The 25,573-nt window shown below is 35.8% G+C and carries 25 protein-coding genes; 18 read left to right on the top strand and 7 right to left on the bottom strand.

All coding sequences use genetic code 11. The annotated features are described in order from the left end of the window. The first annotated feature begins 14 nt into the window (after positions 1-14). The 4 genes from E0F89_RS06920 (at position 15) to E0F89_RS06935 (ending at position 5,542) form a co-directional block, all read left to right on the top strand. A complete protein-coding gene (locus E0F89_RS06920) occupies positions 15-440 on the top strand; it encodes a DsrE family protein (RefSeq protein ID WP_131909078.1) in 426 nt (141 codons plus the stop codon). A gap of 520 nt (positions 441-960) precedes the next feature. After that, on the top strand, positions 961-2,241 hold the full coding sequence (locus tag E0F89_RS06925) for an OmpP1/FadL family transporter (protein ID WP_131909079.1): 1,281 nt from the start codon (positions 961-963) through the stop codon (positions 2,239-2,241). Positions 2,242-2,272: 31 nt separating this feature from the next. Next, positions 2,273-3,973 (top strand): bifunctional metallophosphatase/5'-nucleotidase, encoded by a 1,701-nt coding sequence (locus E0F89_RS06930; RefSeq protein ID WP_131909080.1) that lies wholly within the window; start codon positions 2,273-2,275, stop codon positions 3,971-3,973. Positions 3,974-4,111: 138 nt separating this feature from the next. Continuing rightward, positions 4,112-5,542, top strand: coding sequence for an OprD family outer membrane porin (locus tag E0F89_RS06935; RefSeq protein WP_131909081.1), 1,431 nt, complete (start codon positions 4,112-4,114; stop codon positions 5,540-5,542). A gap of 8 nt (positions 5,543-5,550) precedes the next feature. Here E0F89_RS06935 and E0F89_RS06940 read toward each other — a convergent pair whose 3' ends face one another. Both E0F89_RS06940 and E0F89_RS06945 read right to left on the bottom strand, forming a co-directional pair. Then, complete coding sequence (locus E0F89_RS06940; protein ID WP_131909082.1) at positions 5,551-6,243, bottom strand: LytR/AlgR family response regulator transcription factor; 693 nt, start codon at positions 6,241-6,243, stop codon at positions 5,551-5,553. After that, a complete protein-coding gene (locus tag E0F89_RS06945) occupies positions 6,240-7,271 on the bottom strand; it encodes a sensor histidine kinase (protein ID WP_131909083.1) in 1,032 nt (343 codons plus the stop codon). Before E0F89_RS06945 ends, E0F89_RS06940 begins: the two co-directional genes overlap by 4 nt. A gap of 163 nt (positions 7,272-7,434) precedes the next feature. On the opposite strand from E0F89_RS06945, the gene E0F89_RS06950 reads away from it, so the two are divergent. The 4 genes from E0F89_RS06950 to rlmH all read left to right on the top strand — a co-directional run bounded on the left by E0F89_RS06950 (position 7,435) and on the right by rlmH (position 14,051). After that, on the top strand, positions 7,435-8,820 hold the full coding sequence (locus E0F89_RS06950) for a TolC family protein (protein WP_131909084.1): 1,386 nt from the start codon (positions 7,435-7,437) through the stop codon (positions 8,818-8,820). Positions 8,821-8,874: 54 nt separating this feature from the next. After that, the gene (locus E0F89_RS06955; RefSeq protein ID WP_449404025.1) at positions 8,875-12,117 is read left to right on the top strand and encodes an efflux RND transporter permease subunit; all 3,243 of its coding nucleotides are present in this window, start codon (positions 8,875-8,877) and stop codon (positions 12,115-12,117) included. Then, complete coding sequence (locus E0F89_RS06960) at positions 12,107-13,198, top strand: efflux RND transporter periplasmic adaptor subunit (RefSeq protein WP_131909086.1); 1,092 nt, start codon at positions 12,107-12,109, stop codon at positions 13,196-13,198. The genes E0F89_RS06955 and E0F89_RS06960 overlap by 11 nt, the downstream gene beginning before the upstream one ends. A gap of 379 nt (positions 13,199-13,577) precedes the next feature. Beyond that, the gene (gene rlmH, locus E0F89_RS06965) at positions 13,578-14,051 is read left to right on the top strand and encodes a 23S rRNA (pseudouridine(1915)-N(3))-methyltransferase RlmH (protein ID WP_131909087.1); all 474 of its coding nucleotides are present in this window, start codon (positions 13,578-13,580) and stop codon (positions 14,049-14,051) included. A 42-nt stretch (positions 14,052-14,093) separates the two neighbouring features. On the opposite strand, the gene E0F89_RS06970 is transcribed toward rlmH, so the two are convergent. Both E0F89_RS06970 and folP read right to left on the bottom strand, forming a co-directional pair. Next, positions 14,094-14,726 (bottom strand): hypothetical protein, encoded by a 633-nt coding sequence (locus E0F89_RS06970; protein ID WP_131909088.1) that lies wholly within the window; start codon positions 14,724-14,726, stop codon positions 14,094-14,096. 2 nt (positions 14,727-14,728) lie between these two features. Continuing rightward, a complete protein-coding gene (folP, locus tag E0F89_RS06975; protein ID WP_131909089.1) occupies positions 14,729-15,553 on the bottom strand; it encodes a dihydropteroate synthase in 825 nt (274 codons plus the stop codon). 88 nt (positions 15,554-15,641) lie between these two features. Between folP and E0F89_RS06980 the strand changes: the two genes are divergently transcribed. The 5 genes from E0F89_RS06980 to tpiA all read left to right on the top strand — a co-directional run bounded on the left by E0F89_RS06980 (position 15,642) and on the right by tpiA (position 19,947). Further along, a complete protein-coding gene (locus E0F89_RS06980) occupies positions 15,642-16,187 on the top strand; it encodes a DUF1599 domain-containing protein (RefSeq protein WP_131909362.1) in 546 nt (181 codons plus the stop codon). Between the two features lie 19 nt (positions 16,188-16,206). Continuing rightward, positions 16,207-17,307 (top strand): BT_3928 family protein, encoded by a 1,101-nt coding sequence (locus tag E0F89_RS06985; RefSeq protein WP_131909090.1) that lies wholly within the window; start codon positions 16,207-16,209, stop codon positions 17,305-17,307. Between the two features lie 54 nt (positions 17,308-17,361). Continuing rightward, positions 17,362-18,438, top strand: a complete 1,077-nt coding sequence (locus tag E0F89_RS06990) for an ABC transporter permease (RefSeq protein WP_131909091.1) — start codon at positions 17,362-17,364, stop codon at positions 18,436-18,438. 175 nt (positions 18,439-18,613) lie between these two features. Next, positions 18,614-19,108 (top strand): TlpA family protein disulfide reductase, encoded by a 495-nt coding sequence (locus tag E0F89_RS06995; RefSeq protein WP_131909092.1) that lies wholly within the window; start codon positions 18,614-18,616, stop codon positions 19,106-19,108. A gap of 86 nt (positions 19,109-19,194) precedes the next feature. After that, positions 19,195-19,947 (top strand): triose-phosphate isomerase, encoded by a 753-nt coding sequence (gene tpiA, locus E0F89_RS07000; RefSeq protein ID WP_131909093.1) that lies wholly within the window; start codon positions 19,195-19,197, stop codon positions 19,945-19,947. Between the two features lie 54 nt (positions 19,948-20,001). On the opposite strand, the gene E0F89_RS17530 is transcribed toward tpiA, so the two are convergent. Beyond that, positions 20,002-20,310: a hypothetical protein gene (locus tag E0F89_RS17530; protein WP_131909094.1), complete on the bottom strand. Its 309-nt coding sequence runs from the start codon at positions 20,308-20,310 to the stop codon at positions 20,002-20,004. 349 nt (positions 20,311-20,659) lie between these two features. On the opposite strand from E0F89_RS17530, the gene prmA reads away from it, so the two are divergent. The 3 genes from prmA (at position 20,660) to E0F89_RS07020 (ending at position 22,723) form a co-directional block, all read left to right on the top strand. Next, on the top strand, positions 20,660-21,520 hold the full coding sequence (prmA, locus tag E0F89_RS07010) for a 50S ribosomal protein L11 methyltransferase (protein WP_131909095.1): 861 nt from the start codon (positions 20,660-20,662) through the stop codon (positions 21,518-21,520). Positions 21,521-21,565: 45 nt separating this feature from the next. Beyond that, positions 21,566-21,841 (top strand): ATP-dependent Clp protease adaptor ClpS, encoded by a 276-nt coding sequence (locus E0F89_RS07015; protein WP_131909096.1) that lies wholly within the window; start codon positions 21,566-21,568, stop codon positions 21,839-21,841. 210 nt (positions 21,842-22,051) lie between these two features. Continuing rightward, a complete protein-coding gene (locus tag E0F89_RS07020; protein ID WP_131909097.1) occupies positions 22,052-22,723 on the top strand; it encodes a lysoplasmalogenase in 672 nt (223 codons plus the stop codon). Between the two features lie 44 nt (positions 22,724-22,767). Here E0F89_RS07020 and E0F89_RS07025 read toward each other — a convergent pair whose 3' ends face one another. Both E0F89_RS07025 and E0F89_RS07030 read right to left on the bottom strand, forming a co-directional pair. After that, positions 22,768-23,184 (bottom strand): DUF6691 family protein, encoded by a 417-nt coding sequence (locus E0F89_RS07025; RefSeq protein WP_131909098.1) that lies wholly within the window; start codon positions 23,182-23,184, stop codon positions 22,768-22,770. Positions 23,185-23,227: 43 nt separating this feature from the next. After that, positions 23,228-23,788 (bottom strand): YeeE/YedE family protein, encoded by a 561-nt coding sequence (locus tag E0F89_RS07030; RefSeq protein ID WP_131909099.1) that lies wholly within the window; start codon positions 23,786-23,788, stop codon positions 23,228-23,230. Between the two features lie 195 nt (positions 23,789-23,983). On the opposite strand from E0F89_RS07030, the gene E0F89_RS07035 reads away from it, so the two are divergent. Together E0F89_RS07035 and kdsA are read left to right on the top strand one after the other, a co-directional pair. Next, complete coding sequence (locus tag E0F89_RS07035) at positions 23,984-24,439, top strand: 2-dehydro-3-deoxyphosphooctonate aldolase (RefSeq protein WP_131909100.1); 456 nt, start codon at positions 23,984-23,986, stop codon at positions 24,437-24,439. Positions 24,440-24,635: 196 nt separating this feature from the next. Further along, complete coding sequence (gene kdsA / locus E0F89_RS07040) at positions 24,636-25,454, top strand: 3-deoxy-8-phosphooctulonate synthase (protein WP_131909101.1); 819 nt, start codon at positions 24,636-24,638, stop codon at positions 25,452-25,454. Positions 25,455-25,573: the final 119 nt, after the last annotated feature.

Raw genomic sequence — 25,573 nt, forward strand, 5'->3', positions numbered from 1 at the left:
TTTAAAAATCAATTATGAAAAATCTAACGATTTTATTTGTTCTGTTCTTTGGCTTGATTTCCATCGGCACATTTGCTCAAAAAAGACAAAGCAAACACAAAATAGTATTCCAATTTACCAATGCCAATGATACTATTCAACAGAAGGCATTTGCAAATCAGCTAAATAATTTAACGGCACACTGGCCGAAAGCAAAGTACGAAGTAGTGGTCTATAACATGGGACTAGAGTTTTTAATGCCTTCAAAATCAAAGCATATCGCAACAATTAAAGCGCTTCATGCTAAAGGAGTTCGTTTTGTAGTTTGCGAAAATACAATGACAACCCGAAAAATAACCAAAGAGCAATTCATTCCGGAAGCAGAATATGTGACTGCCGGAATTGCCGAAATTGTTGAAAAACAGGAACAAGGCTGGAGTTATATCAAAGGAGGATTTTAATATATCTAATTAGAAATCTAAAATTTGTTATCGCTTAGCGGTCTGTTTTATAGTAGTGTTATCAAAATCTAAGTTTACATTTCTTTCATTTTCATATACTTATTTACAGGACAGCCTTACGCGATATTTTTTCATTTTCAAAAAATTAACAATAGTTCGACATGCCGTTTTTTTTATTATCGATTTGAAAGTACGGAGAAATCATGACCAATTTACGAAATCGATTTCTTAAAGATCAAGATAAAACCTCACTTCATAAAGGGTGAATTCAATTGGTCATTAAAAAATTACAAATAAGAATCAGATTTTGTTCATTTGACTTTAAGTATCATATACATTTTTTTCAAAAAAGTAAAATATAAAAATTACTCTAATTTAATATTAACAATTATCAAAAAAGCAGTATGTCGAGTTTTACGAATAATGCATAGAATTAAAAAATGTTTATGTCCCAATAACAAAAATATTATAAGTAGTAAAACTAAAGCTATTAACCATTTCCAATAAACCCTAAAAACCAATGAAAAACAGACTAGCTATTATTTCGATTTTATTCTGCACCAGCCTTTTCGCACAATCTGGACATTTAATGCAGGGAGTTGGAGCCGTAAATATGTCTATGGGCGGTGCTTCAACAGCGCAACCAATTGACATTAACGGTGCTTTAAAATGGAATCCCGCTGCAATATCCGTATTTGAAGGCAGTACTATTTCCTTAAATATGGGTTTATTTATGGCAAATCCAGAACTATCATCAACCGTACCAACACCTAATGGACCTATGAGCGGTACGTCTACTGATGTAAAAAGCAATTCAATAATGCCTTCCTTGGGTTTTGTTTACGGAAAAAAAGATAGTAAACATACCTTTGGAGCATTTGCGTTTGGAGTAAGCGGTTTTGGTGTTGATTTTCCTGAAAGCACGACAAACCCGATAAATATGCCTCAATCTATGGGCGGTTTTGGAAATTTAACTTCCAATTATATGATGCTTCAAACTGGTTTAAGCTACGCCTATAAACTATCTGAATCAGTTTCTATCGGCGTAAGCCCAAACTTTAATATTGCAACATTAGAATTAAAACCAAATCCTACCGCTAACCCGACAATGGCTGGTTATCCGACTACTAATAATGCTACGGCAACAGGTTTTGGAGGTCAATTTGGTATTTTTTATCAAAATAAAGAAGGGTTTAAATTAGGAGCCAGTTACAAAACAGAGCAACAGTTTTCTAATTTTGAATTTAAAAACACCTATTTAGACAATTCCACTTCCGAAAACTCTTTTAAAATGAATTTCCCTGCAGTTTATTCATTAGGAGTTGGATATTCAAACCGTGAATTTGATTTAGCATTTGATTTTAGACAAGTTGAATACTCTAAAACAGAAGGTTTTGAAGAATTCGGATGGACTGCAACAGGAGCTGTACAAGGATTTGGCTGGAAAAATATGCAAGTATTATCGCTAGGAGCACAATATAAAGGAATCAAAAAATTACCTTTAAGAGTAGGGTATACCTATAATACCAATCCTATAAAACCAGAGCTAGCGTTTTTCTCAACTTCTGCAACTGCAGTAATTCAAAATGCCTATCAATTTGGTTTTGGATATGAATTTTCAAAAAAATTAACGTTGAATGCGGTTTACCATAATGCTACAAGTGACGGCAGTACCTCAGGACCTCTATACAACCCAATGTTAGCTGGGCAAACTAATCCATTAGGTGCTGTTCCTAATAGTAAAGTTTCTTACGATATGGACACAAGTATGCTAATGCTGGGCATTTCGTACAAGATATAGTTTTAAATAATAATCATTTTAAATAAATAAAATGGAATCAGATAACAACCGACGAAATTTCCTAAAATCAGTTGGAACACTAAGTCTAGGCGCGGCGATTATTTCGCCACTTTCTGCTTTTGCAAATACAAATGAAATAGAAGAAATGAAAGTAGATGACGCAGTTGACCGAAGTAAACCACAAACGATTTCTATTCTTCAAACTACCGATGTGCATTGCCAGATTCATCCGCATGATGAATTATTCTGGGAAAATGGGAAAGCCGTTTTTAGAAAAACGGGCGGGTATGCTTACATGGCCACGCTGCTGAAGCAATTAAAAAAGAAAAACCCAAACACTTATATCATTGACACCGGCGATATGTTTCAGGGCAGTGAATTAAGTGTGGAAACTACTGGTGAAGCTTTTATTCCCATATTAAATGCGTTGGATTACGATTTGTACTTACCCGGAAACTGGGAAGTGATTTACGGAAAAAAGAGAATGCAAACCCTTTTGGGTTCTCTGGATGCTCCAAAAATTTGTACCAATATGTACCATGATTTAGGCGAAGGAAAACGAGGAGAACTTATTTTTCAGCCTTACACCATTTGGCATATTGCCGGAGCAAAAATTGGTTTTTTAGGCTACACGGATCCATTGGTACCGTTGAGACAAAGTCCCAATTACAGCAAAGGAATTATTTATACCAACCCTGAAGAAAATCTGGCTCATTATGTGGATGTCCTCAGAAATCAGGAACAATGCAGTTATGTAATTATGATTGCACATCTTGGTTTATCGCAGCAAATAGCGTTAGCAAACATGCCACAATGCGAGGGTGTCAATTATATTTTAGGAGGGGACACACACGAAAGAGTCCGAAAACCAATAGTTTGTAAATATTCAAAAGTAGTAGAACCGGGAGCATTTGGTTCTTTTATCGGAAAATTAGATTTGACGGTTTTAAACGGAAAAGTGGTTAGTGACAGCTACGAATTAATAGAAGTTAATTCTCCTAAAATAAAACCGGATGCTAAAATTGAAAAATTATTAAAAGAAAAAGAATCAGTCTATGAGGAACAAATCAATCAAGTTATTGGGTACAGCACAATTCCTTTATACCGCTATTTTGTGGTGGAAAACCCTATTGATACGATGATTCTGAATGCTTTGCATTGGAAATTTCCTGACATTGACATTAATCTTTCTAACGGATTTCGTTTTTGCCCACCAAAAACAACTCCGGATCAAACCGGAAATATTCCAATCACAAACGGATTTATTTTTGATATGCTACCCGTTGACAGCACTGTAAGAACAGCAAAAGTTACCGGAAAACAACTGAAAAACTGGTTGGAAAAAGAATTAAATAATGTCTTTGCCGAAGACGCTTCAAAACGTTTTGGCGGCTGGGTAGTCAAATTTAAAGGAATGGAAGTACGATTTAATGCTTTTGCCGAAATGGATAAAAGAGTTCAAAGTATTACGGTAAAAAATATACCATTAGATCTTGAAAAAATGTATTCCATAATGGCCTGTGAACGTGACGGAGATCCTGTGGACATGCTTTGCAGAATGAAAGGCGTTATGGATGCGAAAAACACCAACGCAACATTACATTCTGTAATGAAAGAATATTTAAAACAAAACTCTCCTGTTACGCCTACACCGCAAAAAAATGCGGTAATTCTTGATGCTCCAGAAACACTGTTAACTCAGGTTACAGGCGTTGATTATACTTTCAGATAGTAATTCAATCATAAAGTCAAAAGTTATAAAGTCGAATGTGTAAAGCATTCGACTTTGTTTTTTTGAGCAAATGTGATAAAAGTTACTTCCCATGTATAACGATGTGAATATTTTTGTACCAAATCTAAAAGTTCAAAAATGAAAAAGTTTTTAAGTATCATTTATATCATTATCGCTTCCCTTTTCTCTTTAAATACAATAGCACAACATCAGGAAATTTCGGATAAGCCAACTGTTTGGAAAGAAAAAAATGATGAAAAAATTGATTCCACATCGATTTTAAATGCTTTCAAAAACGGAAACTTCAGTGGTCATTTTCGCTATTTTTTCATGGGTACCAACAATGAAAGTGGTTTATCCGATTATTATGGCAATGCAATTGGTGGCGGCGTAAAGTTTGAAACCGCTAAATATCATAATTTTCAATTTGGTGTCAGCGGCTATTACATTTATGATATAGGCTCTTCTGATTTTTCTAAAAAAGACCCGGTTACAAATTTATCCAATAGATATGAAGTAGCACTTTTTGATTTTCAAAATGTATCAAGTAAAGGCAATTTAAGCCGGTTAGAGGAATTATATTTAAAATACAACTACAAAAACTCTAGTGCAACCCTTGGAAAACAATTGCTGAATACGTCTTTCATAAACTTGCAGGACGGCAGAATGCGACCTACAGAAGTCGACGGTATTTGGATTGATTTTAATGAACTCAAAAAAACTAAAATTAATGTGGGTTTTCTTTACGGAATTTCGCCAAGAAGCACTATGAAATATTTCAGGGTTGGAGAATCTATAGGAATTTATCCAACAGGCGTAAATCCCGATGGAACAAAATCTGATTATTCAGGGAATTTAGACAGTGACGGAATTTATCTTGTTGGTATACAAAATGAATCGATAAAAAATTTAAAAACACTTTTATGGAACCAATATGCTGAGAATATATTCAATTCGGCATTATTCCAAATGGACTATAAATACGATTTAAATCCAAACTCGAAACTGCTTTTCGGTTTTCAGACGATTTACCAAAACGCATTGAATTTTGGCGGAAATGAGGACCAAAGCAAAACTTATTTTGAAAAAAATAGTAATTCTCAAACTTTTGGAGGAAGATTAGGCTGGCAAAATAAAAAAATAGAAATTACCTTAAATTACAACCGAATAACTGCCAAAGGAAGGTATTTAATGCCAAGAGAATGGGGACGAGATCCGTTTTACACCTTTATGGCCAGAGAACGAAACGAAGGTTTTGGAGATGTAAATGCGGTAATGACCAAAATACAATACACAAATCCTAAAAAAACATTCAAATCTCATCTGGCGGTCGGTTATTTTGATTTGCCGGATGTAAAAAACGTTGCCATGAATAAATACGGATTACCTTCTTATGTGCAGACTAATGCTGATGTTCGCTACCAATTTCAAGGAATGTTAAAAGGTTTTGATGCGCAATTATTGTATGTGCACAAATTCAATGTGGGTGAAACCTATGGGAATAAAAATTATATTTTCAATAAAACGAATATGAGTAATATCAATTTTATACTCAATTTCAATTTTTGATCTGTAGATTATTTTAAATTTAATCGCTCCGTCAATGCCCTTCTATAAGTAATGCCCACCGGAATTTTCTCGTTATTGATGATGACCATATTCCGTTCCCAATCTTTAATTTTAGTAATGGCTACTATATAGGATTTATGAACTCGCATGAAAAGTTCCGAAGAAAGGCCATTTTCCAGTTCATTTGTCGTCATCGAAGCAAGATAAACTTTTTTTAAGGTAAATATTTTGACATAATTACCGCAACTTTGTGCAAAAAGAATATCGTTTACATTCAGATCAAGCATAAATCCATCAATTTTTACTGAAATAATCGGGTTCATTATTTCGGTCTTTTCATCAGTGTAAGAGGATAAGAAGCGTTCTATCGATTTTAAAAAACGCGGATAATAAATGGGTTTTAATAAGTAATCAAACACTCCGAATTCATAACTCTCCAAAGCAAATTCCGAATAAGCCGTGGTCAGAATTGTTTTAGGCGGATCAGTCAGCGTTCGTAAAAGCTCCAGTCCGCTAATCTCAGGCATTTCAATATCCAAAAACATCAGATCAACTGGATTCGACCGAAGATAATTTAAAGCTTCAATACTGTTGTAACACTGCTGCACCACTTCCAATTGCGGGTTTTGGCTGATATAGTTCGCCAACACATAATGCGCGGCAGGTTCATCATCTACAATTATACATTTTCTTACGGTCATGTTTGGCGGAGTTCAATTACTAAATTAACGGTATAATCGTGCTCGTTTTGTGTGATTTCAAGTTGGTGTTTTTTCGGATATAAAATTTCCAATCTTTCTGTCGTATTTTTCAGACCAATTTTGGTGGAAACCACTTCTTTTTTATGCTGAGGAACTGAATTGGCTACTTTCATATGCAATTTTCCTTTGATCACCTTTATGTTTATGGTTACAAAACACTTTTCGATCGTAGCTGCTCCGTGTTTAAAAGCGTTTTCAATAAAAGTGATCAAAACCATCGGTGCAATTTCATACTTTCTTTCCTGATCGCATTCATAATCAAAATCAATACGGCAGCGGTAACCTACTCTTTCTTTTTCCAATTGTATATAACTGGAAATAAATGCAATTTCATTTTCTAAAGAAACAAATTCTTTATTCCCCTGCTCCACCTGATACCGCATCAACTGTGAAACCTCCATTATCATTTCCGAAGTGCGTTCCGGATATTGAAGGCTTATTCCATAAAGGGTATTCATCGTATTAAACAAAAAATGGGGATTAAACTGATTCTTTAAAGCATTAAGCTGAACCTGATTGGACAACAATACTTTGTTGGCTTCCTTTTTTTGCGCTCGGTAATGTTCTAAAATCTGTATGGTTCCCAAAATACAAACGAGTGTTCCGGACAAGGTAGCAAACTGAAACTGATACGTTTTTTGATGGGATGATTTGTATAAAAAACAATTTTTATAAATATACTCGGTTGAAACTTGATATAAAAAGACCGTAAAAAATGCTATTAACCCAACGGTAAGAATTATATATAAAACCGGTTGGTGTTTTTTTAATAAAACCGGAAGCAGAAAAATACGATTGAGCTGTGCATGAAAATACAGTACGAAAAAATAGAGCAAACCGTTACTAAAACCTTTCCAACTTTGTATAAAAACCCAGTCGTTGAGTGTAAAAAGGATAAAAGAAAAAACTAAAATAGCCGTTTCCTGTTCCCATTTATTTTCTAAAATCGGCTTAAATCTCCATTTCATTGCTCTTTAATTAAAGTATCAAAGGAACGACATATAAATGGAACTGTCACCGATTGGGTGACCAATTCAATTCATCATTTATAAAATGGGTTCGTCATTTATAACCATCCAGAAAGAAGTACTCCGGCTAGTTTTGCAATTCAAATTTATTCGTAATTTAATAATGAAAACAAAAAAACTAACCCTTTTTCTATTTCTGGTTTTCTTTTCTCAGGGTTTCTCACAGACGCTTCCGTTAAAAGAAGCTTTGAAAACCGGAATTGCCAATTACGGAACAATAAAAGCAAAAGGCAATTATATTGATGCCTCCAAAGAAAGAATTCAACAGGTTCGCAGAGAATATCTGCCCAATGTCACACTCTCGGGACAGCAGGATTACGGAACCGTCAACGGGCAAAACGGACCGCTCTATGGTTTTGGAGGACTCGGAGTGGCTTCCTCGGGACTTCCGTTGGAAAAGCAAAATTGGAATGCGGCTTTCGGTGCTTTATATCTGGTCAATGTCAATTGGGACTTTTACACTTTTGGGAGAATGAAACAAAAAATCAATCTGTCCAAAGCGGATTCCCAGCGTTACGAAAAAGATCTGAATCAGGAAAAATTTCAGCATAAAATTAAAATCGCAGCCGCTTACCTCAACTTATTGGCGAACCAGCGATTGTTGATTTCCCAAAGAAAAAATCTGGAACGCGCCATGGTCTTTCAGAATATTGCTTCAGTCAGAGTAAAAAACGGACTCTTGGCCGGAGTAGATTCTACACTAGCTTCCGCCGAAGTTTCCCGATCCAAAATCACACTGAATCAGGTGAAAGACCAGGTTAAAGAACGAAACAACAAACTAATCGCACTGATGGGCGTTTCCATTCAGGATTTTGTGCTCGACACTACTTTTGTCACGACAATACCAAAGGCAATACTAGCGCAGGAAACCTCAAATGAAAGTTTGAATCCGATATTGGAATATCATAAAAGCAGGGTAGATTTCAGCGAACAACAGCTTCGGCTTTTTAAAAAGGAATATTATCCCACCTTCAGTTTATTTGGAATATACCAGGCCCGGGCTTCCGGATTTAACTCCGATTATGCCGTAAATCAGAACTCTTTTTCCCAAAATTATTTAGACGGCATTGATCCTTCAAGACAAAATTACCTATTCGGCGTTGGCGTTACCTGGAACCTGACCACTATTGCTCGGGTGAGTAAAAAAGTCAGTGCCCAGAAATTGATTTCCGAAGGTTTACAGGAAGAATACAATGTAATCGACCAGCAATTAAAAATTCAGTCGGATGCGGCTGATGCCAAAATAAAATATGCTTTGGAAAATTATGTTGAAGCTCCAAAACAGGTTCAGGCAGCACAACAGGCCTATTTGCAAAAAACCACTTTGTATAAAAACGGAATGACCAATCTCCTCGATGTTACACAGACTTTATACACATTGAACCGCGCAGAAACGGATCGCGATATTATTTATACCAATGTGTGGCAATCACTTTTGATGAAAGCGGCAGCCACGGGAGATTTTGACTTATTTATCAATGAATTTTAATTATTTAAAACAATGAATTTAATACGTTTTGCCCTTCGCAAACCCATCTCGATAATGGTGTTGGTTGCCGGATTATTCTTTTTCGGAATTGGCGCCGTCCGTGATATCAAAGTTGACATTCTGCCCGAAATGAATCTTCCTGTTATCTATTTGGCCCACTCCTTTGCAGGTTATACGCCCAATCAGATGGAATCCTATTTCGCCAAAAATTATGTCAATGTAATGATTTTAGCCAATGGTGTAAAAGATATCGAGACCAAGAATATTCAGGGACTCACACTGATGAAAGTGACTTATTATGAAGGCACTAATATGGCTCAGGCCGCTTCTGAAATCAGTGCGCTGTCCAACAGAATCCAGTCCAGATTTCCTCCGGGTTCACAGCCTCCGTTTATCATTCGGTTTGATGCTTCCTCGTTGCCCATCGGTCAATTGGTTTTGAGCAGTAAAACCCGTTCCAATAATGAACTGCAGGATTTGGCTAACGTATATGTAAGGGCTTCATTCACGGCAATTCCGGGATTGTTGTCGCCACCACCTTTTGGCGGAAGCCCCAGAACTATTGAAATTAATGTGGATCCCGATTTGCTTCGTTCGCATCAACTGACAGCAGACCAAATTGTGGAAGCCATCCGCACGAACAACCAGACGGCTCCTTCGGGAAACCTCAGAATTGGGGATATCAACTACATTATCCCTACAAACAATACCATTAAGGACGTCAAGGATTTTGAAAAAATACCGTTGTTCAAAAGCGGTGTCCAGAATTTATATCTTGGCGATGTGGCTCAGGTGAAAGATGGAGCCGATATTACTGCCGGATATGCTTTGGTCAATGGAAAGCGCTCCGTTTATATCAGTATTGCAAAGGCCGGCGACGCATCGACTTGGGATGTTGTTCAAAAATTAAAAGCACATCTCCCAAAAATCCAGAGTACATTACCTGATGATGTTACACTATCGTATGAATTTGACCAATCGGTTCATGTGATTAATTCCCTGAAAAGTTTAATTATCGAAGGAATAATCGGTGCTGTTCTAACAGGGCTGATGGTTTTATTGTTCCTGGGAGATAGAAGAGCAGCATTGATTGTGATACTCACCATTCCCATTGCGATTATCTCGGGTGTCTTATTCTTAAAACTATTCGGGCAAACCATCAATCTGATGTCCTTAAGCGGACTGGCTCTTGCGATTGGAATCCTGGTAGATGAAAGTACGGTAACTATCGAGAATATCCATCAGCATTTGGACATGGGCAAACCCAAGGCCTTGGCTATTTGGGATGGATGTAAAGAAATAGCTTTGCCCAAGTTGTTGATTCTGCTTTGTATTCTGGCCGTTTTTGCACCTGCATTTACGATGACCGGAATTCCCGGTGCCTTATTTCTGCCATTGGCATTAGCGATCGGATTTTCGATGATTGTCTCTTTTTTGCTTTCGCAAACCTTTGTTCCGGTAATGGCCAATTGGCTGATGAAATCGCATCCAAAAAAAGCGCATCCGTCGAATATTACCGATGACGAAGCGGAGTTTAATGCATCCGGACTAAGTATAGCATCCGAAGAAGACACTTTTGACCAGAAAAAAATCCTGGTACAAAGAGCTGATTTTAACAATGACGGCAAAATCAACTTTTTTGAACGATTCAGAAACCGATACATGCGATTCATCAATCGGCTTTTTAACTATAAAAAACCGGTTACACTGGTATATCTTTTCCTATCGGCGGGTTTGGTATTACTGCTGTTAAACACTATCGGACAGGATGTGTTTCCTAAAGTCAATTCGAGTCAATTCCAATTGAGACTGCGGGCGCCGGATGGAACCCGTTTGGAAAGTACTGAAGATAAAGCAATAATGGTACTCAACGAACTGGAAAAAATGATTGGTAAAGAACACGTTGCGATATCCTCCGTTTATGTAGGTCAGCATCCCGCCATATTTTCCGTTTCACCCATCTATTTGTTTACCGCCGGACCTCATGAGGCGGTTTTCCAAATTGGATTGAAAGATTATCATGTGGATATGGATGTTTTCAAAGATGAATTCCGCCAGCGCATTAAAAAAATATTGCCCGATGTCAAAATTTCCTTCGAACCCATTGAACTGACGGACAAAGTGCTGAGCCAGGGTTCCCCTACTCCAATTGAAATCAGGATAGCCGGAAAAAATAAAAAGCGAAATGAAGCCTATGCCAATAAACTCATCGCAAAACTGAATAAAATTGACTATTTGAGAGATATTCAGATTGCCCAGCCCATCAAATATCCAGCGCTTGACATCACTATTGACAGAACTCGTGCCGCACAATTAGGGATTGATATGAATGACATTTCGCGTTCCCTTATTGCTTCCACATCTTCTTCACAATATACCGAAAAGAATATTTGGGTAGATGAAAAAGCTGGGTTTTCCTATAACGTTCAGGTACAGGTTCCTTTAAATAAAATGAAAAGCGAAAATGATCTGAAAGAAATTCCGCTGCTGAAGAATGCTTCCCGTCCGGTTTTGAGCGATGTGGCCATAATTACCCCTTCATTTACCTATGGAGAAAATGACAATATTGGAGCCATGCCTTATATTTCTGTCACAGCAAATATGGATCATATTGATTTAGGAACTGCTACTAAAGCTGTTCAGCAAAGCATTGATTCACTTGGCGAACTTCCCAGAGGATTATTCATAGAACAAATTGGTTTAAGCACCGTTTTAAAAGAAACCATGAGAAGTTTGCAGACGGGTTTGTTGATTGCCATATTGGTTATTTTCCTGATGTTGGCTGCAAATTTCCAATCCTTTAAAATCTCGCTGGTTATCTTAACCACGGTTCCCGCCGTTGTTTTAGGCTCTTTATTGCTGCTGGTGATTACAGGTTCGACTTTGAATTTGCAATCGTACATGGGAATTATTATGTCGGTTGGTGTTTCTATTGCTAATGCCGTTCTGATCATCACCAATGCAGAACAGCTTCGAAAACACAATGGCAATGCGTTACAATCGGCACGCGAGGCCGCTTCACTGAGGCTACGTCCCATCATTATGACCAGTATTGCGATGATCGCGGGAATGCTCCCAATGGCCATCGGACACGGAGAAGGCGGCGACCAAATTTCCCCGTTGGGAAGAGCTGTGATTGGCGGATTGGTATTTTCCACCTTTACAGTACTTCTTGTTTTACCGCTCATTTTCGCCTGGGCAATGGGTAAAACTCCGGTGCACTCTTTATCCTTAGATCCAGAAGACAAGGAAAGCCAACATTATATCTCATCTTTACACCCTCAAAATGAAAAATAAATTATTTAAAAAATCGTTTCTGTTTTTAGTCTTAGCCACTGTTTTAACTGCCTGCAATACTTCAGAAAAGAAAGAAATTACAGCTATAGAAACCGCTCCGGCTATCGAAACCTTTACCATCAGTAAAGAAAAATTAGCTACCGAACTCCGCATTCCGGCCGAACTGAACGGTTTTCAACAAGTAGATATTTATGCCAAAGTGAGCAGTTTTGTCAAAGAACTCAAAGTTGATATTGGTTCGCAGGTCAAGAAAGGACAAGTACTTCTCATTTTAGAAGCGCCTGAAATCAGTTCGCAATTAGCGGCAGCCCAATCCAGACAACTTTCGCAAAAAGCCATTTATACCGCCAGTAAAAGTACTTTCGACAGGCTTTTTGAAACCAGTAAAATAGAAGGAACGATTTCCAAAAATGATCTGGAACATGCAGCAGCCCGAAAAAATTCCGATTATGCACAGTATCAGGCAAGCCAGGCCGCTTATAAAGAAATTACGATTATGAAAAGCTATCTGGTAATCCGCGCGCCTTTTGACGGAGTCATCTCAGCCAGGAATGTAAATCCGGGGACCTTTGTTGGATCTTCCGGAAAAGGATCGGAATTCCCGTTATTTACGCTTCAGCAACAGAGTAAATTGCGATTGTCGGTCTATGTTCCGGAGATGTACACCGGTTATCTGACTCTTGGCGATGAACTGATTTTTAATGTAAAATCAATCAATAACGAGACTTTCCATGCAAAAATAGCCCGTATGTCCGGGGCTTTAGACAGTAAACTTCGATCCGAACGTGTAGAGCTAGATGTTTTGAATACCTCTAAGAAACTGTTGCCGGGAATGGTTGCCGAAGTGCTTTTGCCTTTAAAATCAAAAGACAACAATTATGTGGTACCCAAATCAGCTGTGGTGAATGCCAGTGATGGTGTCTATGTTTTTATAGTAGAGAATAATAAAATGAAAAGAACAGCCGTTCAGAAAGGTCGCGAACTGGAAAACCGCGTTGAAATTTTTGGGGATATTCCTGAAAATTCCATATTGGTAAAAATCGCTTCAGAAGAAATGAAAGACGGTATGGCTGTGAAGTAGTAAACAAAAGTGGCTGTCCGTAAATTAATTTTTCGGATGGTCACTTTTATTTAGAAATAAAAGACACTAAATATGATATTTTTCGGCCTCGAGAAAACTCGATTATTTAAGAAGATGTTAATACAAAAGAGTTGAGTATAATTATCGTTTTACCAAAAAGCTTTCTTCGATAATTTTGGAGCATTGTTACCAGAAGTACAACCCGACCTCAAAAAAAAATTTCTAAAACTTTCTCCTTTACTTATAAACCAATACTCTTTTCAAATCTTCAATATCTGAAAAAACAAGAGAATTCAGCATGATGAAAGTTCCTAATTAAAATTATGAACGTTAAAACTGTGAATTTTTCTATATTTGCAGCCTCTGAAATTTAACAAAAATGAACATCAAATTGATTGCTATCGGTAAAACCGATAACAAAGCTTTACAATCTTTAATAGACGACTACACGAAACGATTGTCTTTTTATATCAAGTTCGATTTAGATATTATTTCTGATATCAAAAACGTAAAAAACTTATCCGAAAGTCAACAAAAAGAGAAAGAAGGCGAATTAATTTTGGCAAAAATTACGCCGACAGACCAGCTCATTTTGTTGGACGAAAACGGAAAAAACTTCTCAAGCGTAGGTTTTTCAGAAGAGTTACAAAAGAAAATGAACTCCGGGGTGAAGACTTTAGTTTTTGTAATTGGTGGTCCATATGGATTTTCGGATACCGTTTATGCCAAAGCACAAGGTAAAATATCGCTGTCTCTAATGACTTTTTCGCATCAAATGGTTCGCTTATTTTTTATAGAACAATTGTATCGCGGATTTACTATTTTGAGAAACGAACCGTATCATCACCAGTAAAATAGAATACATTGTTCAATTTTAAGTATTCATTTTTAGTTTCTAATAAATAAATTCTTCAAATTTCACATTAAATTCAGACGAGGGCAACTTTAAACTATTTATAAAAATTTTATTCTGAATGTAACTTCCAAAATTCAAGTTTTTATCAAAGCAAAAAATGTATTGGATGGATTTATTACTTGGTAATTTATTTAAATAGGCTTGCAACTCTTCTGGTTTTACCGCAATAGCATCTACAAAAATTTCGTTGTTTTTGGAAAAAAAGACCACTACTCCTGACTTTGGTTTTTCCAGTTTGTAAAACACATTGGTAAAAGGAATAAAAGCCAGATTTTTTCCAATAGTATCAGCGTAAGAATAATAATTTTCAGCTTTTTCATTTTTGTGCGCCTTGTCTTCGCGCTTTTTTTGCTGCAACTTCATGATTTCTGGAATGGCAAGTCGCAACGGCAATCGTTTGTCTACATTGAGAATCCAATTTGTCGAAATAATACTGTTTTTCCGGTTTACTTCTGCCAAGGTATCTTTACCTTTTGCTCTAAAAAATATATAAATAGGCGAGAGATCCGATATATCTTTTACAATTGTTATGTTGCCTTTTGGTAATAAAAGATCTTCTTTGTTTCCACAGGAAAATAAAGTAAAGAAAACAATCAGCGTAAAATATTTCATCTTTATAAATTGATTTTATTGAATAAGGTAACACATTCCACAGCTTCTTTTACATCGTGAACACGCAGGATCTTTGCTCCTTTGGTCAATGCCAAAGTATTCAAAACTGTGGTTCCGTTTAACGCACTTTCCATTGTAGCGTCAAGCGCTTTATAAATCATCGATTTTCTGGAAACCCCAACAAGAAGCGGAAGTTCCAGCATATTAAACAATTCCATTTTTTGAAAGACTTCGTAATTTTGCGCTATTGTTTTGGCAAAACCAAAGCCAGGATCAATTATTAAATCATTAATTCCAAAACGTCTGGCCATAGCTACTTTCTCCGAAAAATAGAACAACATTTCTTTTACAATATCAGCATAATCCGTGAGTGATTGCATCGTTTGCGGGTTTCCTCGCATGTGCATCATTATATAAGGAACATTATATTTTGCAATTGTCTCCATCATTTTGTCGTCCAGATTTCCGGCTGCAATATCGTTGATAATGGCCGCGCCACTTTCAATTGAAGCTCTAGCAACTTGACTTCTAAAAGTGTCAATCGAGAGTATTGTCTCTGGAAAATGTTTTAAAACTGAATCTACAACGGGTATAATTCTCGAAATTTCTTCTTGCTCCGAGACAAATTCTGCATTTGGTTTACTGGAATAAGCGCCGATATCGATAAAAGTAGCGCCATCAAGCAGCATTTTTTCGACTTGAGAAAGGATTTCAGTTTCATTTTTATACTTTCCGCCATCAAAAAATGAGTTGGGAGTCACATTCAAAATACCCATTACTTTGGGAGTTGACAGGTCTATAAGTGTTCCTTTGCAGTTAATAGTCATTCGTTTACAGTTTTAAAGACTTCAAAATTCTACATTCAAAAAAATTATCTTATTTTTGAAAAAATTTCAAGACAAATATACACCAATAATGAAGAATACTTCAAAGGAATATGATACGGTGATTGCGACTTGTCGTGCGCTGTTTATCAACAAAATGAAAGATTACGGATGTGCTTGGCGAATTTTGAGATTGCCTTCATTGACAGATCAAATCTACATAAAAGCTCAAAGAATTAGAAGTTTACAAGAAAACGAAGTCCGTAAAATTGACGAAGATGAAACAGGTGAATTCATCGGGATTATCAATTATTCTATCATGGCCTTGATTCAATTGGAATTAGGCGTTGCAGACCAACCCGATTTGCAAGTTGCGAAAGCCACTGAATTATATGATGCGAAAATTAAATTGACCAAAGATTTAATGGAAGACAAAAATCATGATTATGGCGAAGCTTGGCGTGAAATGCGCGTGAGTTCCCTAACCGATTTGATTTTACAAAAATTACTTCGTGTCAAGCAAATTGAAGATAATAAAGGAAAAACATTAGTTTCTGAAGGAATTGATGCTAACTATCAGGATATGATAAATTATTCGGTTTTCGCTTTGATTCTAATGGGTTTTGGAAATAAATAATAACAAACAATAGTTAAATATGAAAAATATAATTACTCAGTTTTCTAGAATTTTTGTTGGAATACTATTCATAATATCCGGCTTAATCAAACTAAATGACCCAATTGGTTTTTCCTATAAATTGGCTGAATACTTTAGTGAACCTGTTTTCAATATGCCGTTTTTTATTCCGTTTGCATTAGGATTAGCATTATTTTTAGTGATTCTCGAAGTAGTTCTGGGTATTATGCTGCTCATTGGTTACAAAACAAAATTTACTATTTGGACTCTACTAATTTTAATTCTACTATTTACTTTCTTAACTTTTTATTCGGCGTATTACAATGTGGTAAAAGACTGTGGTTGTTTTGGCGACGCGCTGAAACTGACGCCTTGGCAATCGTTCACCAAAGATATAGTGCTGTTGTTTTTTATTCTTATATTATTTTTTAATCAAAAGCTGGTGAAACCGCTGTTTAGCAATAACGTACAAAACATAGTTATTTACGCCAGTATCGTTTTATCTTCATTTATGGGAGTTTTGGTGTTAAACCATTTGCCTTTAATAGATTTCAGACCATTCAAGGTTGGAAATAATATTCAAAAAGGAATGCGAATTCCTGATGGAGCAAAAAAGTCAGTGGTCGAAATGGTTTTTATCTACAAAGTCGGCGGAGTAGATAAAGAGTTTACTGAAAAAGATTTGATGAACATTCCGGAAGGCGCTGTATTTGTTGACCGAAAGGATAAAGTCATTACAGAAGGTTACGTTCCTCCTATTCATGATTTTACAATGGAAAAAGACGGTTCTGATTATAAAGAGGAATTTTTAGAAGCTTCAAAAGTGATACTGATTGTAGCATATGATCTGGTAAACGCAGACAAAGACGGACTTGCTAAAATGGAAAAACTACACTTAGAAGCGAAAGCAAAGGGGTATAAAGTGATTGGAATGACGGCATCATCTCCGGAAGAAATTGTTGCGGCAAAAAATCAATTCGGGCTTACATTTGACTTTTATTTCTGTGATGCGATTACTTTAAAAACAATTGAAAGAGCCAATCCAAGCATTGTAGTACTTGAAAAAGGAACTATAATGCAGAAAGTTCATCATAATGATCTTGCAGATTTAAAGTTATAGAAAAGTTTAAAATTTACCATTTAAAGTTGCCAGGCTTTAATATAAATACTAAATATGCTGAAATATTTTTTAAATAAAATCGGATATGCACTTCTTACTCTTTTTGGGGTGATTACAGTGATATTCTTTTTGTTTACGGTTTTGCCTGGAGATCCTGCTCGAATGATGCTCGATCAGAACGAAAATTCAGAGCAACTGGCCCTTGTAAAAAAGAAATATGGTTTTGACAAACCAATTTCAACGCAATATTTATATTATCTCAATGACCTTTCGCCTATTTCTTTCCATAGCAATGACCAATCTGATTATACTTTTTTGAGCGAAGGGAAATATAATGCTGCGCCGCTATTTAATATTGGTGAAAATAAATTGGTCTTAAAAACTCCATACCTACGGGAAAGTTTCCAGAAAAGTGGTAAAAAAGTATCTGAAATAATAGCTCATACGCTACCAAGTACTGCTGTTTTAGCACTTTTTGCTATTGTAATTGCTATTGTTTTCGGAATTATTTTCGGAATAATATCTGCGTTGTTTAAAGACACTTGGATTGACCGACTAATCGCTTTAATCAGTACATTAGGAATGAGTATTCCGTCATTTTTTAGCGCAATATTATTTGCTTGGTTATTCGGATTTGTGCTGCAACAATACACGCATCTCAACATGACGGGCAGTTTGTACGAAGTAGATGATTTTGGTGAAGGCAGCTATATCCAGTGGAAAAATATCATTTTGCCCGCAATAGTTTTAGGAATTCGTCCGCTTGCGGTTGTGATCCAGCTTATGCGAAACTCATTACTGGAAACTTTTGGTCAGGATTACATTCGCACAGCACGTGCCAAAGGTTTATCCGAGCTTCAAATCATCAGAAAACATGCTTTGAAAAATTCTTTAAATCCGGTGGTTACCGCTATTTCGGGATGGTTCGCCTCGATGCTTGCAGGCGCAGTTTTTGTTGAATTTATCTTTGGATGGAACGGCTTGGGTAAAGAAATTGTGGAAGCTTTAAACAATCTGGATCTGCCTGTAATCATGGGATCTGTAATTGTTATTGCCACCACCTTTGTAATCATTAACATACTTGTAGATCTTGTTTATGCTTATCTTGATCCAAAAATAAGATTGGGCTAATAGCTTTTTTGGGCTTCACGAAATATATTTTCGAACTCAATGTGACTATTATTTCAATTTATTTATTAACTACAACGATATTATCGCAACATTATCGAGTTGTACTTTCAAAAAATGCTTTTCTTCATAACGCATTCCGATTGTTTGCTTAACTTTGTTTTAAATCAACTAGAAAATGAAAAAAATACTTTTACTATTACTTGCTTTCACTGCCTTTTCCTGTGTGAAAGAGGAAAACACCGAATTCTCAAAAGAAGCTTTAGCAGAAACACTTTTAGCCACTGACGGAAGTCAGGTTGCTTTTCAGGATATTTTGAAACAGTACGAAGGAAAAACACTTGTGATTGAAGTTTGGGCTTCCTGGTGCGGAGATTGTGTAAAGGCGATGCCAAAAATCAAAGAATTACAGTTTAAAAATCCTGATGTATCTTACCTGTTTATATCAATGGATAAAACCGCGGATAAGTGGAAAGAAGGTATTGAAAAACACCAGTTAAATGGCGAGCATTTCATGGCAAACGACCAAATGAAAGGTGTTTTTGCAAAAGCTGTCAATGTAGATTGGATTCCAAGATATATCATTGTGGATAAAACCGGTAAGATTGTTTTATACCGAGCGATTGAAACTGATTTTGATAAAATTAACGAGACTTTAGAAAACTTAAAATAAAGGATTATAATCTACACCGTAATTAGATCTTACTTGATTTATATTTCATAAAATCAAAATTATCAACAAAATATAACTAATTAAAAATGAGAAAGAAGATTGTTGCCGGAAACTGGAAAATGCATAAAAATGCAGAGCAAACAGAGGATTTACTGAATGAACTGATAGCAAAAATACCAACTGATACAAAAGTGCAGGTAATTGTAGCTCCAACATTTGTGAACTTAGCTTCTGCCGTTGATCATTTAGAGTTTACTACTATCGATGTTGCAGCGCAAAATGTTCATCAGGCCGAAAGCGGCGCTTTTACAGGTGAAATCTCTGCGGATATGCTAAAAAGTGTTGGCGTTGATATTGTTATTCTTGGACACTCAGAGCGTCGAGCAATTTTCCATGAAACGGATGCTGTGATTGCTAATAAAGTAGATACTGCTTTAGAACATGACATGAGAATTATTTTTTGCTTTGGAGAAGAATTAAAAGATCGCCAGTCAAAAAATCATTTCAATGTAGTGGAAAATCAATTAAGAGATGGTTTATTTCATATTGAGGCTAAGGATTGGGAAAATATTGTTTTGGCTTACGAGCCAGTTTGGGCAATAGGGACTGGAGAAACAGCTTCTCCGGATCAAGCTCAGGAAATGCATGAATTCATTAGAGAAACAGTTCGCAAGGCTTTTGGAAGCGATATTGCTGAAAACGTATCTATACTTTATGGCGGAAGCGTGAAACCAGATAATGCAAAAGAAATTTTCTCAAAACCAGATGTAGACGGCGGTCTTATTGGTGGTGCTGCGCTTAAAGCGGATGATTTTGTAGCAATTGTAAATGCTTTATAAATTTCTCTTTTAAACTTCAAAAAAAAAGCGATGATTCAGTTCATCGCTTTTTTTTTAAATTCCTATTTCTACCTGAAAACGCAAATACCAATTGTTTTCGGTGCTCCCTTCAAAATAATTTAAAGTATCAAAAGTCAATTCGCTTTGAAATCCCCCTGAAGAATTCACTCGCTGACGATTTCCCGGTAATTTTGTTTGTCCAAAACTAATATTCCAATTTTTATTAGGTCTATAAAAAAAGACTGCATCACGAATAATATTGATATTTTTTCCTTCTTTAATTTGGCTAACATCGCCCGGGGCAAATGACAATTGGACTGCATATAAAAATTTTGAAAAACCTACATATCGGTCTAATGGCATACGCAAACATCTGATTTGTCAATCATAAACCCCTTCTCCGCCTTCATTTGGGAATAAGTTACTCTGTTTGCATTCGAAAACGAATATTCAGTTGGTATAAACTATCAGGAGAAGCTATTCCTATTCCTTTACCAAAACTATAGTAAGGAAGTGCTGATAATTTTAGGTCGTTTTCCGGTTGCTCTGTTTTATAGTAACTTGGACACAGCTCGCAATACTGCAGAGAAAAACGAAAAATCGAATGATTTTGTTCATTGTAAGGTAGCCTGTTAGTTGTGCAAATATAAAATAAAATGTGATTTACAAATGTGATTTAAATAGTGATTACTACCTTTGTAAAAAATTAAACATGTCAAACATTTACATTGGATATCATTTTACTATTGAACCCAAAGACTCTAGCGATAGCGAACAGGCGAAGCAATTGGGCTCAGAAATATTAATTGCAGAATTAGGAGAACGAGCATTCGAAAGTTTTACAGAAACCGAAACTGGTGTTTCCGCTTTTGTCCAAAAGGATTTGTGGGATACAGCTATTTTAGAAGACATTCATATTTTGCAGTCGGAGGAATTTAAAATTGACTATACATTTGAAGAAATTGACCAGGTAAACTGGAATGAAGAATGGGAAAAGAATTTTGAAGCGATAGATGTTGATGGAAACTGTCATGTGCGTGCTCCATTTCATCCAAAAACAGCTGCCGAATATGATATTGTAATCGAACCAAAAATGAGTTTTGGTACGGGCCATCATGAGACAACTCACATGATGATTCAACATTTGTTGGAAATGGATGTTGACGGACTAAAAACGTTAGACATGGGTTGTGGCACAGCTATTTTAGCAATACTTGCTGAGATGAAAGGCGCTAAACCAATTGATGCCATTGATATCGATAACTGGTGTTACTTAAACTCAATTGAAAATGCAGAACGCAATAATTGCACACAAATTACAGTTTACGAGGGTGACGCAGCTTTGCTAAAAGGAAAAAAATATGATTTAATTATCGCAAATATTAATAGAAATATTTTATTGAATGATATGCAAAATTACGTTGATTGCCTAAATCCAAAAGGTACACTGTTGTTAAGTGGTTTCTATGAACAGGACATCGCTGTTATCGATAGTTCCTGCACAGAGAAAGGATTGAAGTATGTTAAAAAATTTGAAAGAAACAATTGGGTTTCTTTGAAATATTCTAATTAGTGTGATATTTTTTTATTAATTACGAAAGTACAAAAAACCTACAAAATGAGTACTAAAGAAAAAGTAAGAGAAAAAGTTAGCGTCAAGGAAGTTACGAGTCTAGATCATGAAATAGTGGTTTACAACGACGATGTAAATACTTTTGACCATGTGATTGACACGTTGATTCGTGTTTGTAATCACACTCCTGAACAAGCGGAACAATGCTCATTAATCGTTCATTACAATGGAAAATGCACTGTAAAAACCGGTTCTTATGACAAATTAAAACCACAATGTTCACAATTATTAGAAGCAGGATTAAATGCAGAGATAATTTAGCAATTGGTAAAAAATCATTTTACTACAGTTTTACAATTATTAATTTAAAAAACACTCTCTTTTATTTATATTTGAATAAAGGAGAGTGTTTATTTATTTTAGGATATAATACATTCTAGTTACCTCACGCTTAAGTTTTTGTACCAAATGATGATCAAAAAAAAATGAATTATAAACGTACTGTAATTATAGTATAATCGAAAATAATAAATGAAAAGCACTTCTCTATTAATTCCATTTATTGGATTCAGTCTACTTTATCTACTGCTAATTGTTTTGGGCAGAGAAGATATTGCTTGGTTTTTTAAGCCGCTTCTGATGCCATTTTTGATTCTTGCCGTTTATTTTCATCATCGATTTACAACCAAGAAAATCCTTCTTACTGCGTTAGTCTTGTCATGGATTGGAGATATTCTTCTGATGTTTGTTGATAAAGCAGAATGGTATTTTACAGCGGGACTGATCGCCTTTCTTATTTCTCATATCTTTTATATTATACTGTTCAGTAAGCAATTAAAAATATATTTAAAGAAAAGTAAAATTATTTTTTGGGTAGGTGTTACAGTTATTGTCTGCTATTTAACCATTACGATGCTCCTTTTATTACCAACACTAAATGAATTAACGATACCGGTTTTTATCTATTCCATGACAATTTCAATCATGTGGTTATTTGCTTTTAAAGGCTTTTTAAACTGGCAAAAACCAGCCAACAGCTACATTTTAATTGGCTCATTATTTTTTGTTTTTTCGGATACTATATTGGCATTTAATAAATTTTACACACCATTGCAATACAGCTCCCTGCTAATCATGTCCACATACCTGGCGGCACAGTATTTTATAGTGACTGGCATTTTGAAATTAAACGAAAAAAAGTAGTACTTCCGTAAGAAAATACTACTTTTTTAATACTGTATTTAATGTTAATGAGGTAATTTATTTTTTAGTACACCATAAAGGTAAGTGCCCAATAAGGCTCCAAAAAGCACTATCGATACCGTCCAGAAACCTGCTCCAAGCAAGATAAAAATGGGTCCCGGACAAGAACCTACCAAAGCCCAACCCAAACCAAAAAATAATCCTCCAATCCAGTATCGAGACGATCCTTCTTCTTTAGCAGGAATTTCTATTGATTCTCCTTTAATGTCTTTTATATTATTTCTTTTTATAATTTGTATTCCAATAATTCCGGTCAAGACAGCTACAGAAATAATTCCGTACATGTGGAACGACTGAAATTGGAACATTTCGTAAATGCGATACCAGGAAACAGCCTCCGATTTAGTCAATACAATTCCGAAAATAAAGCCAACTGCCAGATATTTTAATATATTTTTCATGTTTTTAATTTTAAAATTTAAAATGCGAATGCGTATTTATTTGCTAGTTTAAAATTAATGGCAATAAGAAATGTGCCATTATCAATCCACCGATGAAAAATCCAACAACGGCTTTCAAAGAAGGAATTTGTAAATTACTTAAACCAGAAATAGCATGTCCCGAAGTACAGCCGCCAGCATAACGAGAACCAAAACCAATTAAAATGCCACCGATAAGCAAAATAAAAATACTTTTTGGCGATTCTAAAATGGACACCGCAAAAAGAGCATCGGGAATTAATTTCCCTTCCGGAGCATCAATACCTAGTTGTGCCAGTTGATAAATAGTACTTGGATTAATACTAACATTCGAGGGATCGCTCATAAAATGAACCGCAACAAAACCACCCAGCATAGCTCCAAGAACTACAACTAAATTCCAGCGTTGTGCTTTCCAATCAAAATCAAAAAAGGCTACACGCTTCCCTAACCCAGCCATAGAACATAGCGAACGCAAATTTGACGACATCCCGAAGGACTTTCCAAAATATATCAACGCCAGCATAATTATTCCTATTAAAAATCCGGAAACATACCACGACCATGTTTGAAAAATAATATCCATATTGTTTTTTTTTGTGCAAATATAAGAAGCATTTCATAAGATTTTTAATGGAAATAGAAAATCAATAAAATGAGCCGACTCAAATTAATTTGGTTAGTGGTAGTAGGGTCTAAAGTTCTGTTTATATTTGTAGTGTTAAAATTATATGCTTCTGTAATTTTACCTTGAATTTTATCTTGTAAAATTATCCCAATTATGAAAAAATTAATCCTTGGCATAACGTTGTTAATCGGCATGGCTTCTTGTTCTAGTACACAGTCTGTTTTAAAAAATACAGATGATGCGGCACCCAATCTTAAATTGTCCACAAATAATACTTTTGTAATTACAGAATTTAGTACAGACAAAAAATATGGCTACGATAAAGAGTATCCAATCAATATTTTTTATAACAGCACTAAAAACGAAACTATCAATCAAGGTCGGTTTTTGAATGCATTGGCAGGACCAAAAGGGGAAAAAATCACCTATACTAAATTGGAAAGCTGTTGTCCGTTTCCAACAAAAAGAAGTGAACTGGGTGCCGGATTTTTAGACGTTTATAAATTAGAATGGCAAGGCCAAAAAAACCCCGTTATACTCTACCTGAACATTTATGAAAAAGGAATTTTGATGGTTCCAGTCGGACTAACGCTGAAACAAAACGAATAAATTATGAACAAAAAAATATTCTAATGTCCCAGATCCCTAGCCCTGATGGAAGAGGAAATCCTCCCGATTTTTTTCGGGAGATTGTATCGTACAGCAGGAAATAGCTCCTAAAAATAGTATTTCCATAAAATTATTTAAAATTCATAAATCGTTAAACGTAAATCCTAACTACCTTTATACCTTCAAAAAATCTATTATGAACTTACAACATATTCCACAAATTAAACATACTGACAGTGGCAATTTCTTTCTGCTTGCTGGTCCTTGCGCTATAGAAAATGAAGAAATGGCGCTACGGATTGCCGAAAAATTAGTGGGCATCACTGATTATTTACAGATTCCGTTCGTTTTCAAAGGTTCTTTCAAGAAAGCCAACCGTTCCAGGATTGACAGTTTTTCCGGAATTGGAGATGAAAAAGCGCTTAAAATTCTGAGAAAAGTTTCGGAAACTTTTAAAGTTCCTACCGTAACTGACATCCACACAAATGAAGATGCGGACATGGCGGCTCAATACGTCGATATTTTGCAAATCCCTGCTTTCTTGGTCCGTCAAACAGATTTAGTTGTGGCTGCAGCCAATACAGGAAAAGTAGTCAACCTGAAAAAGGGACAATTCATGAGTCCGGAAAGCATGAAACATGCGGTTCAAAAAGTGCTGGATTGCAACAATGAAAACGTGATGATCACTGATAGAGGAACAATGTTTGGCTACCAGGACATGATTGTGGATTTCCGAGGAATTCCTACGATGCAACAATATGCAACTACCGTTCTGGATGTAACCCATTCGCTGCAACAGCCCAACCAAACGGCTGGCGTAACTGGCGGAAGGCCTGATATGATTGAGACCATTGCAAAAGCAGGAATTGCTGTAGGCGTGGACGGCATTTTTATTGAAACTCATTTTGATCCCGCTAACGCAAAAAGTGACGGTGCCAATATGCTTCACTTAGATTATTTTGAAGGATTGATGACCAAATTAGTTGCGATACGAAAAACGATAAATCAGTTTTAAATTTATTACAAATTTGTGATGAAAATTTTAATTTTGAATTGAAACACTTAAGAGGCTGTCAGACATGACAGCCTCCATTTGTTTAAACCACTTTTTTTCTTAAACAATGGCTATTCGTT

The organism is Flavobacterium caseinilyticum, assembly GCF_004349085.1.
Classification (GTDB): domain Bacteria; phylum Bacteroidota; class Bacteroidia; order Flavobacteriales; family Flavobacteriaceae; genus Flavobacterium; species Flavobacterium caseinilyticum.

Excerpts from the sequence above, each read along its gene's own strand:
- E0F89_RS06995 (WP_131909092.1), top strand. The coding sequence starts at position 18,614 with ATGAAAAAAATACTTTTACTATTACTTGCTTTCACTGCCTTTTCCTGT.
- rlmH (WP_131909087.1), top strand. The coding sequence starts at position 13,578 with ATGAACATCAAATTGATTGCTATCGGTAAAACCGATAACAAAGCTTTA.
- E0F89_RS07025 (WP_131909098.1), bottom strand. The coding sequence starts at position 23,184 with ATGAAAAATATATTAAAATATCTGGCAGTTGGCTTTATTTTCGGAATT.
- E0F89_RS07030 (WP_131909099.1), bottom strand. The coding sequence starts at position 23,788 with ATGGATATTATTTTTCAAACATGGTCGTGGTATGTTTCCGGATTTTTA.
- E0F89_RS06980 (WP_131909362.1), top strand. The coding sequence starts at position 15,642 with ATGAAGAATACTTCAAAGGAATATGATACGGTGATTGCGACTTGTCGT.
- E0F89_RS06940 (WP_131909082.1), bottom strand. The coding sequence starts at position 6,243 with ATGACCGTAAGAAAATGTATAATTGTAGATGATGAACCTGCCGCGCAT.
- E0F89_RS06950 (WP_131909084.1), top strand. The coding sequence starts at position 7,435 with ATGAAAACAAAAAAACTAACCCTTTTTCTATTTCTGGTTTTCTTTTCT.
- E0F89_RS17530 (WP_131909094.1), bottom strand. The coding sequence starts at position 20,310 with ATGCCATTAGACCGATATGTAGGTTTTTCAAAATTTTTATATGCAGTC.
- E0F89_RS06990 (WP_131909091.1), top strand. The coding sequence starts at position 17,362 with ATGCTGAAATATTTTTTAAATAAAATCGGATATGCACTTCTTACTCTT.
- E0F89_RS06960 (WP_131909086.1), top strand. The coding sequence starts at position 12,107 with ATGAAAAATAAATTATTTAAAAAATCGTTTCTGTTTTTAGTCTTAGCC.
- kdsA (WP_131909101.1), top strand. The coding sequence starts at position 24,636 with ATGAACTTACAACATATTCCACAAATTAAACATACTGACAGTGGCAAT.
- E0F89_RS06925 (WP_131909079.1), top strand. The coding sequence starts at position 961 with ATGAAAAACAGACTAGCTATTATTTCGATTTTATTCTGCACCAGCCTT.
- E0F89_RS06945 (WP_131909083.1), bottom strand. The coding sequence starts at position 7,271 with ATGAAATGGAGATTTAAGCCGATTTTAGAAAATAAATGGGAACAGGAA.
- E0F89_RS07015 (WP_131909096.1), top strand. The coding sequence starts at position 21,566 with ATGAGTACTAAAGAAAAAGTAAGAGAAAAAGTTAGCGTCAAGGAAGTT.
- E0F89_RS07020 (WP_131909097.1), top strand. The coding sequence starts at position 22,052 with ATGAAAAGCACTTCTCTATTAATTCCATTTATTGGATTCAGTCTACTT.
- E0F89_RS06935 (WP_131909081.1), top strand. The coding sequence starts at position 4,112 with ATGAAAAAGTTTTTAAGTATCATTTATATCATTATCGCTTCCCTTTTC.
- E0F89_RS06985 (WP_131909090.1), top strand. The coding sequence starts at position 16,207 with ATGAAAAATATAATTACTCAGTTTTCTAGAATTTTTGTTGGAATACTA.
- tpiA (WP_131909093.1), top strand. The coding sequence starts at position 19,195 with ATGAGAAAGAAGATTGTTGCCGGAAACTGGAAAATGCATAAAAATGCA.
- E0F89_RS07035 (WP_131909100.1), top strand. The coding sequence starts at position 23,984 with ATGAAAAAATTAATCCTTGGCATAACGTTGTTAATCGGCATGGCTTCT.
- E0F89_RS06970 (WP_131909088.1), bottom strand. The coding sequence starts at position 14,726 with ATGAAATATTTTACGCTGATTGTTTTCTTTACTTTATTTTCCTGTGGA.
- E0F89_RS06930 (WP_131909080.1), top strand. The coding sequence starts at position 2,273 with ATGGAATCAGATAACAACCGACGAAATTTCCTAAAATCAGTTGGAACA.
- folP (WP_131909089.1), bottom strand. The coding sequence starts at position 15,553 with ATGACTATTAACTGCAAAGGAACACTTATAGACCTGTCAACTCCCAAA.
- prmA (WP_131909095.1), top strand. The coding sequence starts at position 20,660 with ATGTCAAACATTTACATTGGATATCATTTTACTATTGAACCCAAAGAC.
- E0F89_RS06920 (WP_131909078.1), top strand. The coding sequence starts at position 15 with ATGAAAAATCTAACGATTTTATTTGTTCTGTTCTTTGGCTTGATTTCC.
- E0F89_RS06955 (WP_449404025.1), top strand. The coding sequence starts at position 8,875 with ATGGTGTTGGTTGCCGGATTATTCTTTTTCGGAATTGGCGCCGTCCGT.